General features: G+C 66.4%; 15 protein-coding genes and 1 pseudogene. 9 read left to right on the top strand and 7 right to left on the bottom strand.

Annotated features, from left to right (window positions below; translation table 11 throughout):
* The first annotated feature begins 103 nt into the window (after positions 1–103).
* Entirely contained in the window at positions 104–1,960 is a 1,857-nt protein-coding gene (locus tag LQF10_RS17735) for an NHL domain-containing thioredoxin family protein (RefSeq protein WP_231065133.1), read from the top strand.
* Between the two features lie 18 nt (positions 1,961–1,978).
* Here the strand turns inward: LQF10_RS17735 and LQF10_RS17730 are convergent, their stop codons facing one another.
* On the bottom strand, positions 1,979–2,626 hold the full coding sequence (locus LQF10_RS17730) for a biliverdin-producing heme oxygenase (protein WP_231065132.1): 648 nt from the start codon (positions 2,624–2,626) through the stop codon (positions 1,979–1,981).
* 133 nt (positions 2,627–2,759) lie between these two features.
* Here LQF10_RS17730 and LQF10_RS17725 point away from each other — a divergent pair, with 133 nt between their 5' ends.
* Positions 2,760–3,563 (top strand): LLM class flavin-dependent oxidoreductase, encoded by an 804-nt coding sequence (locus tag LQF10_RS17725; protein ID WP_231065131.1) that lies wholly within the window; start codon positions 2,760–2,762, stop codon positions 3,561–3,563.
* A gap of 33 nt (positions 3,564–3,596) precedes the next feature.
* On the opposite strand, the gene LQF10_RS17720 is transcribed toward LQF10_RS17725, so the two are convergent.
* The 5 genes from LQF10_RS17720 to LQF10_RS17700 all read right to left on the bottom strand — a co-directional run bounded on the left by LQF10_RS17720 (position 3,597) and on the right by LQF10_RS17700 (position 6,439).
* Positions 3,597–4,208 (bottom strand): TetR/AcrR family transcriptional regulator, encoded by a 612-nt coding sequence (locus LQF10_RS17720; RefSeq protein WP_231065130.1) that lies wholly within the window; start codon positions 4,206–4,208, stop codon positions 3,597–3,599.
* A 67-nt stretch (positions 4,209–4,275) separates the two neighbouring features.
* Positions 4,276–4,731: a (deoxy)nucleoside triphosphate pyrophosphohydrolase gene (locus LQF10_RS17715; RefSeq protein WP_231065129.1), complete on the bottom strand. Its 456-nt coding sequence runs from the start codon at positions 4,729–4,731 to the stop codon at positions 4,276–4,278.
* Positions 4,732–4,821: 90 nt separating this feature from the next.
* Complete coding sequence (locus LQF10_RS17710; RefSeq protein WP_231065128.1) at positions 4,822–5,373, bottom strand: dihydrofolate reductase family protein; 552 nt, start codon at positions 5,371–5,373, stop codon at positions 4,822–4,824.
* Positions 5,374–5,411: 38 nt separating this feature from the next.
* On the bottom strand, positions 5,412–6,044 hold the full coding sequence (locus tag LQF10_RS17705; protein WP_231065127.1) for a dihydrofolate reductase family protein: 633 nt from the start codon (positions 6,042–6,044) through the stop codon (positions 5,412–5,414).
* Positions 6,045–6,109: 65 nt separating this feature from the next.
* Positions 6,110–6,439, bottom strand: a complete 330-nt coding sequence (locus LQF10_RS17700; protein ID WP_231065126.1) for a hypothetical protein — start codon at positions 6,437–6,439, stop codon at positions 6,110–6,112.
* A 230-nt stretch (positions 6,440–6,669) separates the two neighbouring features.
* Here LQF10_RS17700 and LQF10_RS17695 point away from each other — a divergent pair, with 230 nt between their 5' ends.
* A complete protein-coding gene (locus LQF10_RS17695) occupies positions 6,670–7,722 on the top strand; it encodes an ArsR/SmtB family transcription factor (protein WP_231065125.1) in 1,053 nt (350 codons plus the stop codon).
* Between the two features lie 1,134 nt (positions 7,723–8,856).
* Here the strand turns inward: LQF10_RS17695 and LQF10_RS17690 are convergent.
* Positions 8,857–9,301 (bottom strand): annotated as a pseudogene (locus LQF10_RS17690) (DUF6194 family protein).
* A gap of 52 nt (positions 9,302–9,353) precedes the next feature.
* Between LQF10_RS17690 and LQF10_RS17685 the strand changes: the two are divergent.
* The 6 genes from LQF10_RS17685 (at position 9,354) to LQF10_RS17660 (ending at position 15,454) form a co-directional block, all read left to right on the top strand.
* Positions 9,354–10,103: a MerR family transcriptional regulator gene (locus LQF10_RS17685; protein WP_231067377.1), complete on the top strand. Its 750-nt coding sequence runs from the start codon at positions 9,354–9,356 to the stop codon at positions 10,101–10,103.
* Between the two features lie 4 nt (positions 10,104–10,107).
* The gene (gene map / locus LQF10_RS17680) at positions 10,108–10,875 is read left to right on the top strand and encodes a type I methionyl aminopeptidase (protein WP_231065124.1); all 768 of its coding nucleotides are present in this window, start codon (positions 10,108–10,110) and stop codon (positions 10,873–10,875) included.
* 63 nt (positions 10,876–10,938) lie between these two features.
* On the top strand, positions 10,939–12,243 hold the full coding sequence (locus tag LQF10_RS17675) for an FAD-binding oxidoreductase (protein WP_231065123.1): 1,305 nt from the start codon (positions 10,939–10,941) through the stop codon (positions 12,241–12,243).
* Positions 12,244–12,417: 174 nt separating this feature from the next.
* Positions 12,418–12,825, top strand: coding sequence for a VOC family protein (locus LQF10_RS17670; protein WP_231065122.1), 408 nt, complete (start codon positions 12,418–12,420; stop codon positions 12,823–12,825).
* Between the two features lie 550 nt (positions 12,826–13,375).
* Positions 13,376–14,542: an ABC transporter substrate-binding protein gene (locus LQF10_RS17665; protein ID WP_231065121.1), complete on the top strand. Its 1,167-nt coding sequence runs from the start codon at positions 13,376–13,378 to the stop codon at positions 14,540–14,542.
* A gap of 27 nt (positions 14,543–14,569) precedes the next feature.
* Positions 14,570–15,454 (top strand): carbohydrate ABC transporter permease, encoded by an 885-nt coding sequence (locus LQF10_RS17660; protein ID WP_231065120.1) that lies wholly within the window; start codon positions 14,570–14,572, stop codon positions 15,452–15,454.
* The last annotated feature ends 1 nt before the right edge of the window (position 15,455 follow it).

The following is a 15,455-nucleotide window of genomic DNA, read 5'->3' as shown; positions in this document are numbered from 1 at the left end:
GCAATCGGATAACTATCTCGCGCGAGGCGAGAGCGAGCGTCAACCTCGTCCGGGGTCCCGGCGGCGCACCTATTGCTGATCTGAGGCGTCGTACGCTGCCCCGGTGACGGAATCAGAGTCTCGGCTGCCCCGCGTGCGCGCCTCCGAATTAGCCGGCCGCGGTTGGCTGAACACCGGCGGCGCCGAGCTGACCCTTGCCGACCTGCGCGGCAAGGTGGTGATCCTCGACTTCTGGACGTTCTGCTGCATCAACTGCCTGCACGTACTTGATGAGCTGCGCGAGCTCGAGGAGAGGTTCCGCGAAGAATTGGTGATCGTGGGCGTGCATTCCCCGAAATTCGCCCATGAGGCCGACCCTGCCGCTCTTGCGGCAGCCGTGGAACGCTACGGCGTGGCACATCCGGTGCTCGACGACGCCGAGATGACCACCTGGACGGCCTACACCGCCCGCGCCTGGCCCACGTTGGTGGTGATCGACCCGGACGGGTATGTGGTGGCCCAGGTGGCCGGGGAGGGGCACGCCCCCGCGCTCGGCCGGTTGCTCGATGAGCTGATCGCCGAGCATGAGGCCCGAGGCACCTTGCACCGTGGCGAGGGGCCGTACGTTCCGCCCGATCCGCCGTCGACCCTGCTGCGTTTTCCTGCCAAGGCGCTGCGGCTTCCCAACGGAAACCTGCTGGTGGCCGATGCCGGGCATCATTCGCTCGCTGAACTGACTCCTGACGGCGAGATGCTGGTTCGCCGGATCGGGTCCGGTGAGCGCGGGGCCCAGGACGGCGTGCTGAACGGAGCCTCGTTCAACGAACCGAACGGACTGTGCCTGCTGCCGCCGGAGCTGCGCGAGCGGCTCGGATACGACGTGGTGGTCGCCGATACCGTGAACCACCTGATCCGCGGGGTGCGGCTGTCCGACGGAGCGGTGCACACGGTGGCCGGAACAGGCAGGCCCTACCGGGTGGGCGCGCCCGACAACGTCGATCCCGACCACCGTCTGCCGGACCGGCTCCGGCAGAATCTCTCCTCCCCGTGGGACGTCGCCTGGGTGCCACGACTCGGCGCGGTCCTCGTGGCGATGGCCGGCACGCACACGCTATGGGCGCTCGATGACGAGCAGGATCGTCTTGAGCCCATCGGCGGCACGATGCACGAGGGCCTCGTGGACGGCGAACTCAGCCAGGCGTGGTTCGCCCAGCCGTCGGGGCTCGCAGCTGGCGCGGACGGGCAGGTCTGGCTCGCTGACGCCGAGACCTCGGCACTGCGGTTGGCGCAGTTCACCGGTGGTTTCAGCGGGGAGGTGAGCACCGCCGTCGGGGAGGGGCTATTCGAGTTCGGTCACCGCGACGGGCCAGCCGGCACCGCGCTGCTGCAGCACCCGCTGGACGTGTGCGTGCTCGGGGACGGGAGCATCGCCGTCGCGGACACCTACAACGGCGCGGTGCGCCGCTACGATCCCCTCACCCGGGAGGTGACCACCCTCGCGAGTGACCTTGCTGAGCCGTCTGGACTGCTGCTGGCCGACGGGCACCTGCTGGTGGTGGAGTCGGCCGCGCACCGGCTCACCCGAGTCCCACTCGGCGCCGCAGTGGCGCACGACGGCGACGCGCACCGCATGCAACGTCCAGTCACCGAGGTGGGTGCGCAGGTGGAACTGCGAGTGCTATTCACGCCAGCGCCCGGCACGACGCTGGACGAGCGGTACGGTCCGGCCACCCAGGTGAGCGTGGCCGCCACGCCGCCGTCACTGCTGGCGTGGGGGCATGGACAGGACACCGACCTCTCGCGAGAATTGCACCTGACCGAGGGTGAGGGGGTCCTGCACGTGAGCGCCCGGGCAGCCGCCTGTGACGGCGATCCGTCCGTGGAGTTCCCGGCCTGTCACCTGGCACAGCAGGACTGGGGCATCCCCGTGCGGGTGGTGCCCGGCGGAGCGAGTGAGCTGGAACTGCCGCTCTTCGGGTGACTCGCGGGCGCAGCTTCTTCAGCGTTCAGGCGGGTGCAGTTCGCCGAGTTCAGTGAATACGGCCTCGTTGAACGCGAACGCTGCTCGCGCCTCGGCGACGAGGCGGGTGCGTGCTTCCTCGTCCACGTCGAGTGCATCGAGGGCTGCGCGGTAGGCGGCCTTGTATGGCGGGATCTTCTCGATCTGCTCGAATGTGTAGAAACTCAGGCCGTGCTCGTCCATTCCGTAGTGGCGCTGCATCATGGTCTTGATGATCTGCCCGCCGGAGAGGTCGCCGAGGTAGCGGGTATAGGCGTGTGCGGCGTAGCACGGCAGATCGTCCAACTCGTCCAGCCGCGCGACGTAGGCGCGGGTGGCAGCCAGTGCCGGCGGTACCGGATGCTCAGCGGTCAGGTAGGCGAGATCGCGGGCGAGTGCTGCAGTTCGGGCGAGCTCGGGGCGCACCAGAGCCTCGGCGCCACGCTGATCACGCACCCTGCTGCCCAACGCTTCGAGCGCGGTGTAGATGGCGTGATGCTGGGCTACCAGCGCCGTGAACGCGGTGATGGTGAGACGTCCGGAGATCAAGTGCTGAACGAAGCCAGTGTTCTCTGCGCGTTCGTGGGCCTGCGCGGTGGCCTCGCGGAGCAGCGTGCTCACGGGAACAGCAGCGGTAACGAGTGACATGGCACCCCATCGAGTTGATGACAGATTGTCGTGACGATCTGTCATCACTGTAAGTGAGGTATGCCTAACTTACAAGGCCTTGCTCGAGAGTAGCGCACCTGCCGGTGTCGGCGCGGGGCGCTACGGTGCGGTCATGGTTTCCATCGGACTGATCATTCCGCCGGACCAGCCTCCGGAGCGATTTCCTGTCGCTGCTCATGCGGCGGAGCGTGCCGGGCTGGACGAGGTGTGGCTGTGGGAGGACTGCTTCGCCGAGTCGGGGATCGGTGCAGCCGCGGCGCTGCTTGCGTCGACTGAGCGGATACGCGTGGGCATCGGCCTGGTGCCGGTGCCATTGCGCAACGTAGCCCTCACTGCCATGGAGGTGGCGACGCTCGAGCGGCTCTACCCGGGCCGGTTCCTGCCCGGATTCGGCCACGGGATCCTCCCCTGGATGGGGCAGGTGGGAGCTCGGGTGCGGTCACCGTTGACGCTGCTGCGTGAGCACACGAGCGCCCTGCGGGCCTTGCTTGAGGGTGAGTCGGTGACCGTCAGCGGCACCTATGTGACGTTGACGGACGTGCAGCTGCGGTGGCCACCTCAGGAATGTCCCCCACTGTTGATCGGTGCGGAAGGACCGAAGACGCTGCAGGTGGCTGGGGAGTATGGCGACGGTGTGATCTTGATACGAGACTTCGCCGAGGGTGCTGAGCGGGCCCGGGCCGCTCACCGGGCCAGTGGGCGCACCGGCACCTTCGATGTGACGACATTCCTCACGGTTTCTGTGGAGGCAGACCCGGACGAGCTGACGGAGGCGATCGCCGGCTGCGTCGCGGCGGGCGCCACGCGCATTCCAGTGGTCGGAGTGGAAGGTCCGGACGGTCCGCCGGACGGCAGTGCGGCGATCCTGCGATTGGCCGAGCGCCTCGGTGACGTACGGGCCCGTATGAACGAATGAGAAAGATCGGGCAGAGCCGGTAGCGGGGTGAGTTCAGGCGGGTGTCAGCACACCCTCGCGTAGACCTACAGCCCGTAGGACAAAGCTCTCGGTCGCGTCGATCGCCCGGCTCCGGTCCGGTTCGTTCTCGGGGAAGGTGCGGCCGGACAGGCAGGAGTTGATCAGCGGGACGACGGCGCTGACGTCCTGATCGGGGAGGCGCCCCGAGGCGATCCCTGCGCGCAGGATTGCGGCGAGGAGCTCCGCCACCTGCGAGACGTGGTCCCGTAGTCGGAGCTGGGTGCCGTGGGAGACGACGGAACGGAGATCTGGCCCCGGGGCCAAGTGGTACACGGTCTTGAGGTTGATCTGCTCGCGTACATAGACGCGGAGCTGCTTCTCCGGATCCTCCACATCGGCCAAAGAGGCTCGGAGGTCGGCGACGTACTTGGACGTCTCGTGCTCGATAAAGCTGATCAGGAGCGACTCTTTGTCCGGGAAGTGGTTGTACACGGACGTGCGGCCAACGCCGGCGGCCGCGGCGATATCGGCGAGGCTGACGGCATCGAAGCCTGATTCGGTCATCAATCGGGAGAGGGCGCCGAACAACTGGGTCCGCACATGCTCGCGGTGTTCGGCGAGCGTGGAGCCGATGATCTTGGGCACTATGCCATCCTGCCACTTTGTGACAGGTGCCGCGAATCAGTCGGAAAACCCGAGTGTGGCCACGTGCTCAGCGCACCGGCCCTCTGGTGGCGAGCGTGTGCACTGCCGTCACGATCGGAAGATCCGGCTCAAGCCAGCTCACGCCGTACGGATCGGTGAGCGGGAGCCAGCGCAGCGCATCGTGGTCGGCGAGCGGCTCTGGAGTGCCGCCCGTGATGACGGCGAACCAGATCCGCATGGCGTGGCCGTGCAGGATTGGCCAATCTGAGCCATCCCTATCCCCATCCGTGCCGGTCGGACCCGGCACCCGACGGCCGAGCTGCACCTGCACGCCCAGTTCCTCGGCCAACTCGCGATGTAAGGCGTCAACGTCACGTTCGTTCTCTTCCACCTTGCCGCCTGCGAACTCCCACTGACCGGCGAGAGATTTCGGCGCGCTCCGGCGTGCGGCGAGAAGCTGGGTGGGAGAGTCGAGGTCGTCGACGATCGCTGCGGCGACCACGAGACGTGGCTGGTCAGGCATACCAGCGATCGTACCGAGCGCACCCGCCACGACGGGTGATCCGATACCCGGCGGATCGTGGCAGGTGCGCCGGCGGTAGCGGCGGGTGCGCTAGTCGAGTGCGGTAGGTGCCACGCGGTAACACAGCAGGAGCGCACCGGACGGGGTGGCCTCGGATTCCAGCAGCGTGAGCTGCCGGCGAGATGCCGCACCGTCGAAGAGGTGGCGCCCGCGTCCGGCCACCGTGGGGGTGACGACCAGGCGGAGCTCATCGATCAACCCGTCAACAAGCATCGACTGCGCCAGGCTGATGCTGCCATGCACGCCGATATCGCCGCCGGCCTGCGACCTGAGCTCATTGACGAGCTTCCGTACTGGACGGGTGACCATCGTGGTCCGGTCCCAGGAGAGCGCCGGCTCCGTGGAGGTGAGGACATACTTGTCCACGCCGTTGATGAACGGCGCGAACGGAGCCTCAGTAGAACTGGGCCAGTAGCCGGCCCAGTCGTCGAAGCTGCGCCGTCCGAGGATCACCGCATCTTGGGTACTGACGACGTGTGCGAGGTTCTCGCGCATCCGGTCGTCGAAGTCGAGGACGTACCGGTCCGGAGACTCGGCGACACCGTCGATGGAGGTCAGGGTGTAGAGAACGACTTTGCGCATGGATGGCTTTCTCGTAGGTCTTCGCGGAGGTGGTGTGGTCAGGCGACGGCGTGCTTGCCGCCACGGACGACGAAGTCGCCGAGGTCGAGTGCTCGCGGGCGGAGCACCTGGTGGATGGCGCCCGTGCTGAGGATCTCGCTGTGCACCAGCTGGTAGGACGACGGGGCGGCGTCCTCGTCGAAGAGGCGCTTGCCCTGGCCCACGACGACGGGGAAGACCAACAGTCGGTACTCGTCGACCAGGCCGGCGTCGTGCAGCGTGCGGGCGAGGCGCCAGCTCCCGTGCACCTGGAGCTCCCGGCCGGGCTTGGCCTTGAGGGCCGCTACGGCATCGATCACATCGCCGGAGATCACCGACGTGTCAGGCCAGGTGGGCTCGGTGAGGGTGGTGGAGACGACGTGCTTGGGCAGCCCGTTCAGAGCGGTGGCAACCTTATTGTCTGGATCGGTGACCTCGGACCAGTACGCCTGCATCATGTCGTATGTCGAACGACCGAGCAGGATCTCGTCGGCGGGCTCGAACCAGTCGGCGACGATGCGATCCATCGCGGCGTCGGCCAGCGGGACCATCCAGCCGCCGAGAGCGAAACCGTCGCTCTCGTCTTCGTCGGTCGCCCCCGGTCCTTGCATGACGCCATCGAGAGTGAGGAAGGTGTGTACGGTCAGTTTCATCTCTTGCTCCTTGGTCATGCGGTTGTGGTGTTCGGCCGGTCCCGAGACGCCGTCGGCTGGCGCTCTCAGGCGTCGGGATTGGTGAGGGTCAGGACGACGACGCCGGATTCGAGGGTGCGGGTCCGGGATCGGTGGAGCCGCTTGTTGAGACCCTGTCGAATCAGCGGGTCGGACGGCTCGCCGACGCCGGTGAGTGAGGGTGCGCCCACAGGTGCATCTCGTCGAACAGGTCCCCCGTCAGGACGGTGATGTGCTGCCGGGTCGGCTCGGTGAGCGTCGTCGAGGCGACGTACTAATTCATCGTCGATGTAGTCGATGTAGTCGACGTGCCGCCGGCCCATGTCGTTGATGACGCCGTCGAGGCCGACGAACGTGGAGTTGCTGATTGTTCCCAACGGACGTTCCTCCCGAAGTCGGTACGGGGGCTGTGGCTATCCAGGGTGCTAGCGCCGTTCAGCCACCGTCGTTCGACCCGCCCGAGAGCACAGTCGCAGGCGGTCGGGCGCAGTTCCAGAGATTTGAGCAGGATCGAAACCTCGCGACGAAGTAGAAGGCTTCGGGTCAATGAGAAGGTACGTGGACGAGGCTGGCGATCGGTCGTTGGCGGACAAGGAGGTGGGGGACCGTGATCAGACTTCGGGTGGACGCCCACACGCTCGCGCGCTCCAGGTTCGCGATCTCCGTCGCTCACGAGATCGTGGGGACGCTGCGGGTTCGAGAGCGCAAGGACTTGCCGCACGCCCAGCGCTGGCACGCCAAGGCTCGAGCGCAGTTGGACCCGCGCACCCTGGAGCTGTTGCACGCTCTGGTGCCGGGCCGGCATCCCCACGTGCCGGACTTCCTCATCCCACGGCCGGAGGGTGTGCGGGCCGACCTCGGGTCAGTGGTCGATCAGATCGCGTCCACTCCTGCGGAGGTGGTCGTTGCGCATTTGGACGTGGGCCTGGCTGGTCGCCCCATTCGCGACGACCTCGCAGCCCAGTTCGGAACGGTCCAGGCGTACGCGGCATGGCGTCGGCCAATGCCACGGATCCTCGGTGACCTGCTTGATCGGGATCCAGGTTCCATCGCCGGAGAAGCCGCCCGTGCCATGGAGGCGTTCTTCGCGGTGGCCATGGCGGAGGACTGGGGATCGGTCGTGGAGGTCCTCGAGGGGGATGTGGCCTACCGCGCAGGGCAGTTGGCGGCGAAGGGCTTCCAACCGGTGCTGCCCGATCTGGGGGAGGATCTCACCTGGACGGGGTCGGAGTTACTGGTCGACCGCAGCTTCGAGGAGATCATCGAGTGGCCGATCGACGGTCTCGTCTTCGTCCCCTGCTCGGTGCAGTCCCGCCGGACCCTGTTCTCTGCCGAAAGACCGTTCAGCCCGGTCATCACCTATGCCGCCCGCGGGACTGCTCGCCTATGGACTGTGGAACCGTCCATCCGGCGAAACCATGCGCTCGAGGCTCTGGTGGGAAGGACGCGCCTCGCGGTGCTGGCGCGGCTCGACGCCGCGCAGACCACCCGGGCCTTGAGCCGGATCGAAGGCCCGACAGAGTCGACCATCTCGTACCACCTAGGTGTGCTGGCCAGCGCAGGGCTCGTGAGCAGCAGACGTAGCGGCCGAGGGGTGCAGTACCGGCGCACGGCGCTGGGCGACGCGCTCCTGCGGGGCGAGTTGCCCAAGCCGAGGTGAGCGGCCCGAAGGCGGATGCTATGCACAAAAGTTGTCCACAGCGTTGTGCACAATACGCATCGTCGCAGGTCAGCCTGTGGACAATGGTGTGGGCATCATGTGCATGAGATTTCCCTCACAGAATCCCTTGCGTCGCTCCCGCAACGGGACTACACGTAGGTCATCGAGTTCACCGACTCGGTCGCAGAAGCAGGAACAACACGTTCCTCGATGCGGGTTCGAGATCCATGGCGAGCCGGACGGGGCAACCCGATCAGCGGACCAGGGAAGACGAGCCGGCACACGGGAGCGGGAGATCCAGTGGATGTGGCCGAACCGTACGGCGAGAGATCGCGGCACGGGCGGTGACGTGAGAGTGCAGATCGAGTGTCGAGACTGACGGATCACCGAAGCGGCTGGGCAACCAGCCTCCGAGGTGAGGCGGAGGTCACGATGCGTTCTTGGTGAGGGTTTGGATCGCCGCCTCCGGGCAGCGAGACATGCGTTGAGCGCGGGAGACCGCCTCGGGCGCCGTTGCCGAGGAGAGACTGGACGATCACAACCGAGAGGTTCCAAGGGAAGTGATCCCGGGAGCAGGGGCGGTGCAGATCCGGGCAACTGGGTCGGCACCCGAACATCCCGGACGGACCTGCCGAACCACTCGGCGTACAACCCGGGGACGCTCGGGATGTGCATCGCGATGGTGGCGAAGTTTCGGCTTCGGTACCAGAGCGTTCGTGTCATTCGTCGGGACGCTGAGGAGTGGCACACCCGGTCGACGAACTCGAGTCCGGCCCGGATTCCACCGGTGACTGCCCTGGCATTCGTGCCACGGGCGGAGGGTATGGATGCACCCACAGCCGTGATGGCCCGGACGGATGAGTTCTCCTGATCGCGACGCCCCCTCCGGGCGGCGCTGGCGGACATCCAGCCGCTGAGTGTCAAGAGAACGAGCAAGGCCCCTCGGACGCCTACTCCGAGGGGCCTTCGCTCTGTCTGCAGCCATCATGGCTGATCGAGAACCGCGAAGCGGCCAGACACACCGACTCGGGGCCAGGATTCGCGTGATGTTCACCTCAAGCGGCGCGATCGGTGCTGGTTGCCACCGCCGTCACCCATCGCCCCCACTCACCCGCTGCCGGCCGCCGCTGCCAATCAGCGGCGGCGCTCCTTGCGCCGGCGCGCATCCTCATGCGCCTGCCGCACGAGGAACAGGACCGTATCGAGGGTGCTCGCAGGATTGACCACGCAGACCCAACCGAGCGCCGCGTACAGGGGATGGGGAAGGACGGTCTGCCTCGCTCACGTCCACGTCCACGGTGGCTCGAGGCGCCGCACCGGTCAGCTCGGTGAACCGCCGGCGACCCACGTGGATGTTCAGCCGCCAGCGGCCCGCAGGGTCCAGATTCGAGGCAACATCATCCGGATAGTTCTTCGTGATGATGGTTGCGTAGGGCTGCTCGCGCATTGGGATGGCCCCGCTGGGCGAGAAGTAGAAGAAGTGATCGCCCCAGACCAGCTCCGGATAGGGGTCACCTTCGGTCGGGGCAAGTTCCAGCACACCCTCGAATGTGCGCACAGTGGTCAGAATCTGGTGCATCGTTGAGCTCATGGTTCAAGTGTGAAGTTGAAGTGCTTATGGAGGGTTGAGTGTGCAGAAGGTCGCGGCGCTGAGCACCGCACAGATAGCCGACAGGGCGGGTTGTTCGGTGCAGCAGGTGCGTGATCTGGAACGCCTCGGCGTCCTCCCGCCCGCGGACCGCGCAGCGAATGGGTACCGACAGTTCGGGGCCCGGCACGTGCTCGCTCTCCATGCCTACGGAGACTTAGCCTCCGCCGTCGGACCGGTCCGTGCGCGCCGGGTGATGAGCACCCTCAGCTCACACGCCTTGCCTGAGGCCGTGGCCACGATCGCGGCCCTCCACCTGGAGCTTGTTGCAGCGCGGACCGAGGCCCTGATGGCGCAGCGCGCGCTCGCGGCCACCCAGGCCGCGTCCGAGTCTCCAGCCGATGCTGATGCTGATGCTGATGCGATGACGATCACCGAGCTCGCCGGTGCACTCGGCGTGCGTGCCTCGACGCTGCGCTTTTGGGAGCGGGAGGACTTGCTGGTGCCGGAGCGCGTGACTCGCCGCCGGGCTCGGCTCTATCCACCTGCCGCAGTCCGGGACGCACGAATCGTGGCGGCGCTGCGGGCGGCCGGCTACCGGATTCCCGATGTGCGGGAGGCCATGGTGGCACTGCACACCGCCGCCGCCGTGGGCGATCCCGGAGCGGTACTGGAGCGCAGGCTGCAGTCGCTGGCAGAGCAGATGCTCGCGCTGCTGCGCGCAGGCACCGACCTGGCGGCGCTCCTGGAGCACGCCCCGCCACCCGCCCTCGCCGATCGGCAGTTAGGGTAGCGATGTGATCGAGTTGAAGACTCCCGCCGAGATCGAGGCGATGCGTCCTGCTGGTGCGTTCGTGGGTCGAGTGCTGAACGCACTCGCCGATGCGGCCGACGTGGGCGTCTCGCTGAATGACCTGGACGCCCTCGCCCATCGAATGATCCGCGAGGAGGGCGCCACCTCGTGCTACATCGACTACCACCCCTCCTTCGGCGCGAGCCCGTTCGGGAAGGTGCTGTGCACCTCTGTCAACGATGCGGTGCTGCACGGCCTGCCGAACGACTATGTGCTCAAGGACGGCGACCTGCTCTCGGTCGACTTCGCCGTCAGCATCGATGGGTGGGTGAGCGACTCGGCACGCAGCATCATCGTCGGTACCCCCAGGGCGGAGGACCAGCGCATCATTCGCGCTACCGAGGAGGCGCTGGCCGCTGCCATCGAGGCGGCGCAAGCGGACAACAAGATCGGTGACATCTCCGCCGCCATCGGTGAAGTCGCTGACGCCTACGGGTACACCGTGAACACCGATTTCGGTGGCCACGGCGTGGGCCGGGAGATGCACGGCGAACCGCACATCCCGAACGCCGGCCGGGCCGGGCGTGGCCTACGACTTCGCCCTGGCCTCGTGATCGCGATCGAGCCGTGGTTCATGACCGGCACGAACGAGATCTACACCGACCCCGATGGATGGACGCTGCGCTCGAAGGACGGCTCCCGCGGAGCGCACTCCGAGCACACCGTCGCCATCACCCCGGACGGCCCGCTGGTGCTCACGGCCCGCGACTGAACGCACCCACGGCCCCGGAGAAATCCCTGGGGGCGTGTCAGTGGCTCATGCCACAGTGGCGTCATGCCGATCATCGACCTGCCCGCCTCCGTCGCGCCTATCGCTCATTTCCCAGGAACGCCCGAGTACGACGCCGGCGCTCACCTCTTTCGAGTCGCCTCCACGCCTGAGGTGGTGCTCCGGCCTCGCACCACCGGCGAGGTAGCTGCCGCCGTCAGTGCCTGTACGACTGCCGGCCTCGCTATCCGGGTCCGCTCGGGTGGACACGGGAGCGCCCCGTGTGCGGACGGGGCGCTGATCGACCTCTCGGCTCTGGATGAGATTGATATCTCCGGAACGACCGTGTGGCTCGGGGCCGGCGCACGGTGGGAGCAGGTGGCTGAGGCGCTCGCGCCGTACGACCTGGTGATCACGTCGGGGGACACCGGGGCCGTGGGGGTCGGAGGACTGGCACTTGGCGGCGGTATCGGATGGTTGGTTCGCAGTCATGGGCTGGCGATTGACGCGGTCCGGCAGATCGAGCTGGTCACTGCGGACGGTGCGATCCGCACGGTCAGCGCCGACGAAGATCCGGAGCTGTTCTGGGCGCTGCGCGGTGGTGGCGGGAACTTCGGCGTCGTCACGCGGTTTTGCGTCGAGGCGGCGCCCGCCCCGGCGCTGGTGCATGCCGAGCTCACCTACGAGCCATCGGCGACCCGCGCGCTGATGCAGGCGTGGTGGGAGGTGATGGCCGACGCACCCGACGCGGTGAATTCGACGCTCGCCGTGATGCCTGCCATCAGCCCGCAGTTCCCGGCCGGCGGGATGGTCTACCTGGTGATGGACGGGACTCAGGAACAGGCGCGCGAGCTGGTTGCGCCGCTGCTCGCAGTTGAGGGCCTGCGCTCACAGAGCATCGAACCCTGCGCGTATCAGGACCTGCTCGGCCCACCGCCGCCGGACGACATTCCGGTGACCTTCGTCAGCGCGAACCGGATGCTGCGCGGCCTGGCAGCCGAGACGATGGACAGCCTCGCCGCACTGGCTGCGGGCGATGCGCCGACGATGATGCTGCTGCGCGGGCTTGGTGGTGCCTTCGGCCGGATCAGTGCCGAGGAAACGGCCTTCGCCCACCGTGACGCCAAGGTGCTGGCCGTGGTTAACACCCTGCTGCCCCCAGATGCGCCCGAGGAAGCGATCGCCGGCGTCCGAGAGGCGCAGGCGGGCGCGCTCGGCCGTGGCCACGGGATCTACGGCAACTTCTCCCTCGACCATGGCCCCGAGATCACCGCCGCGATGTACCCGCCAGCCACCCTCGAACGGCTCCGAGCCGTCAAGGCACGCATGGATCCGGCAGGGGTGTTCACTGCCACGCATTCGCTCTCGTGAGACGCGCTGCGGTGGCCCGCACGCACGGATAGTGCACTGCCACGGAGCGGCTCGATGGGCGCGGACTGTTGGCCGATGAGCGGTGTCGATCTCTTGACAGGCAAGTATCGACTTGCCTAACGTGTTCGTGGGTCGTATCGCCCGTTCCTCGTCAACTGATCGGAGTCTTCTCGTATGCAGGCCGTGCCGTTCCTCACCTTCCAACCCGCTACCGGCCCCAGTGCCGCCGATGCAATGAGCACCTACGTCGACCTCTTCGACGATGGTCGCGTCCTGTCTGACCAGCGCCGTAGTGCAGATGATCCCGGGGGTGAGGGCACCGTCCTGCTGGCTGAGTTCATCGTTGCCGGGCAGAAATTCCGGTGCAGCGACAGTGCGATCACGCATGAATGGGACTTCACTCCTGCGGTCTCCGTTTGGGTCGACTGCCCGTCGAGCGAAGAGCAGCAGCGGATCTTTACCGCTTTGGCCGCGGGTGGGCGAGAGCACATGCCGCTCGACGACTACGGGTTCGGCCCGTTCGGCTGGGTGCAGGACCGGTTCGGGGTCAACTGGCAACTCGCCGTCGCTGAGGCAGAGTGAACGATCCGCCGACGATCGGTCGGCTCGGTACTGGCGGGCGCGGGCGCGCGTTTCGGGTTGTCAGATGGGCGTGCACTCGGGGTCGTCGACGCAGTGCGCAGCGCGCGCGTCGTCGTCGGCTGTAGGGCGTGGTGCAGCCATAGCGCCTTGCGTGGCGCCGCGTTCGTCGGCCTTCCGGGGCGCGTCCCGTGTGCGGGTTGTCGAGCGTGTGCCAACGGCTCGTCCCGTTACCGGGCGTGTCGGCGAAAGGTGCGGCAAGGGGGTCTCTCGGGGGCTGCGGCGCGGCGTATTGACGAACCGCAAACCTGTCGCTAGCCTAGCGGTAATTATTTCGTGGGGTCGAACGTAACCGGTTACGTAGATGATCGGTGACGCTTGGACTCAGCACCGATCAAAGGAGACACGGGCTCACATGCGCGCAGACGCGAAACACTTCCGTCCAAATCGTCGAAACTTCCTGGCGCTGGGTGCGGCGACTGCCGCGGCGCCGATTCTTGGGGCTTGCGACGGCGGGGGGTCGCCCTCGCTTGAATCGCTCACCTTCTGGGACATGGTGTGGGGGACAGGGGCGCCGTACACCGAGGTTGCGGAGACCATCGCAGCCGAGTACGACCCGGGGGATCTCCATCCGGTCCAGTATCAATCCATCCCGTGGGCAAACTGGTACCAGACCTTCACGTCAGCGGTGGCCTCGGGCACCGGCCCGGCGGTCAGCACGGGCGCGTCATTCCAGCCGTTCTTCTTTCTGGAGCAAGGCACGGTCGCGCCGGCGGACGGGGCTATCGACCTCCTTGAGGCGGATGGGAAGGCTGACTTCTTACCGGGAATCCTCGACGCCATGAACACCGATCAGGGCTACGCGGGAATCCCGTGGGGCCTGGACCTGCGGGTCTTCTGGTACCGCGAGTCGATTCTGCAGGATGCGGGTCTCGAACCACCCACGACCTGGCCAGAACTCTTGGAGGTGGGGAAGCGACTCCGGGAGATCGACGTCGTCGGCCTCGGCCTCGCAGCCGGCAGTGACACCACGGATGCCCAGAAGACGATCGTGTCACTGATGATCAGCAATGGTGGTGGTCTGTTCAACGAGAACGCCGAACCGGATGTCACCAACGAGGCCAACGTGGAGACTCTAGAGTTTGTCCTGGAACTGGTTCGCGAAGGAGTCATCGATCCTCGGAGCGTCAGTTACAACGCAGACAACCTTGACTCGGACTGGTCCAACGGACGCGTGGGGATGGGCTTTCATCAGACGGGCCTGGACCGCGTACTGAGCGGCGAGGTCGCCGAAGATGTGCGGGTAGCGAGCCCTCTCGTGAGTCCCAACGGGTTGACCGGGTCGCTGTACTACATCAACTCGATCATGCTCTATACCGATACCCCCGACGAGGCCTCGGGTGAAGAGTTCGCGGCCTGGTACGCGGCCCAGACGGACAAGTTCTGGACCGATGGCGTCATGATCGATCTGCCGGTGACTGAGCGGGTGGCAGCGCTGCCTGAGATCACTGAGAACCCCAACGTGGTCAAGTCGATCGAGGAGTGGCAGCCCGTTGGCAAGACGATTGCGGCGCAGTCGCCGCAGGCCTTCGGCGCACTGAACTCGGTGGACGGGGGTAGTGCGATGGCGTCCTTCGTGCAGCGGGTCGTACAGGGTGAGAGTGATGCGCTTCCGCTGTTGGAGACTCTTCAGGCTGACATCGAAGAGCTGATGGGCTGACGGGCTCCTGGCCGCTGGGAAGTAAGCATGACGACGACAGTCCGGACCACGAACGCCGCCCGCCGTTCCTTGACATTTGCAGCTCTGGCTGCGCCGGCGTTGGTTCTGATGGCGGTGGTGAACGCGTATCCCGTCTTCTATGCCGCGGTGCAGTCCGTACACCAAGGCAATCTGATCCAGCAGGGTCCGTTCGTAGGTCTCGAGAACTATGGAACTGTCCTGACCGACCCCGGCTTCTGGAACGCTGCGCGATTCACCGCGATCTTCACCGTCGCGGGAGTATTGGGAAGCTGGGTCGTCGGGTATGCGCTGGGACTGGTCTTCCGGCGCTACTTCGTTGGTCGAGCGACTTTCAAGGTTCTGCTGCTTCTGCCATGGATCGTGCCCGTGGTCGTGACGACGATGAGTTGGAACTGGTTGGTTGCCACCTCGAGCAGTCCCTTGCCTGTGCTGTTCGAGGCCGTGGGGCTCGAAGATGTGCTCTTCCTGGCGGACCCGACTCTTGCGGCGGTGATCGTGTGCCTGTTCAAGATCTGGATCAGTTTCCCATTCATGTTCGTGATGATGTCAGCCGCACTCGAAGGAATCGATCCCACGGTGTACGAGGCGGCAACGTTGGACGGTGCGGGTAAGTGGACAGTCTTGACTGCTATCACGCTGCCACTCACGGCACGATCGGTTTACATCAGCTGGGTTCTGATGTCGATGTTCACCATCAACGACTTTCCTACGATCTTCCTGCTCACCGGGGGCGGTCCGGTTGACGCCACGACCACTCTGGTGGTGCTGGCCTACGACCGTGTGTTCCAGGCGTTCCAGCCGGGCACCGGGGTCGCCATCGCGTTCGTGATGACGGCAGCCCTCATTGCTATCTCGCTGGCTCTCTTCCGCAGCATCCGGAGGGTGCACTGAC

Source organism: Ruania halotolerans (genome assembly GCF_021049285.1).
Classification (GTDB): domain Bacteria; phylum Actinomycetota; class Actinomycetes; order Actinomycetales; family Beutenbergiaceae; genus Ruania; species Ruania halotolerans.
Note: the sequence above shows the minus strand (reverse complement) of the source record. Positions and strands in the feature narration are given on the sequence as shown.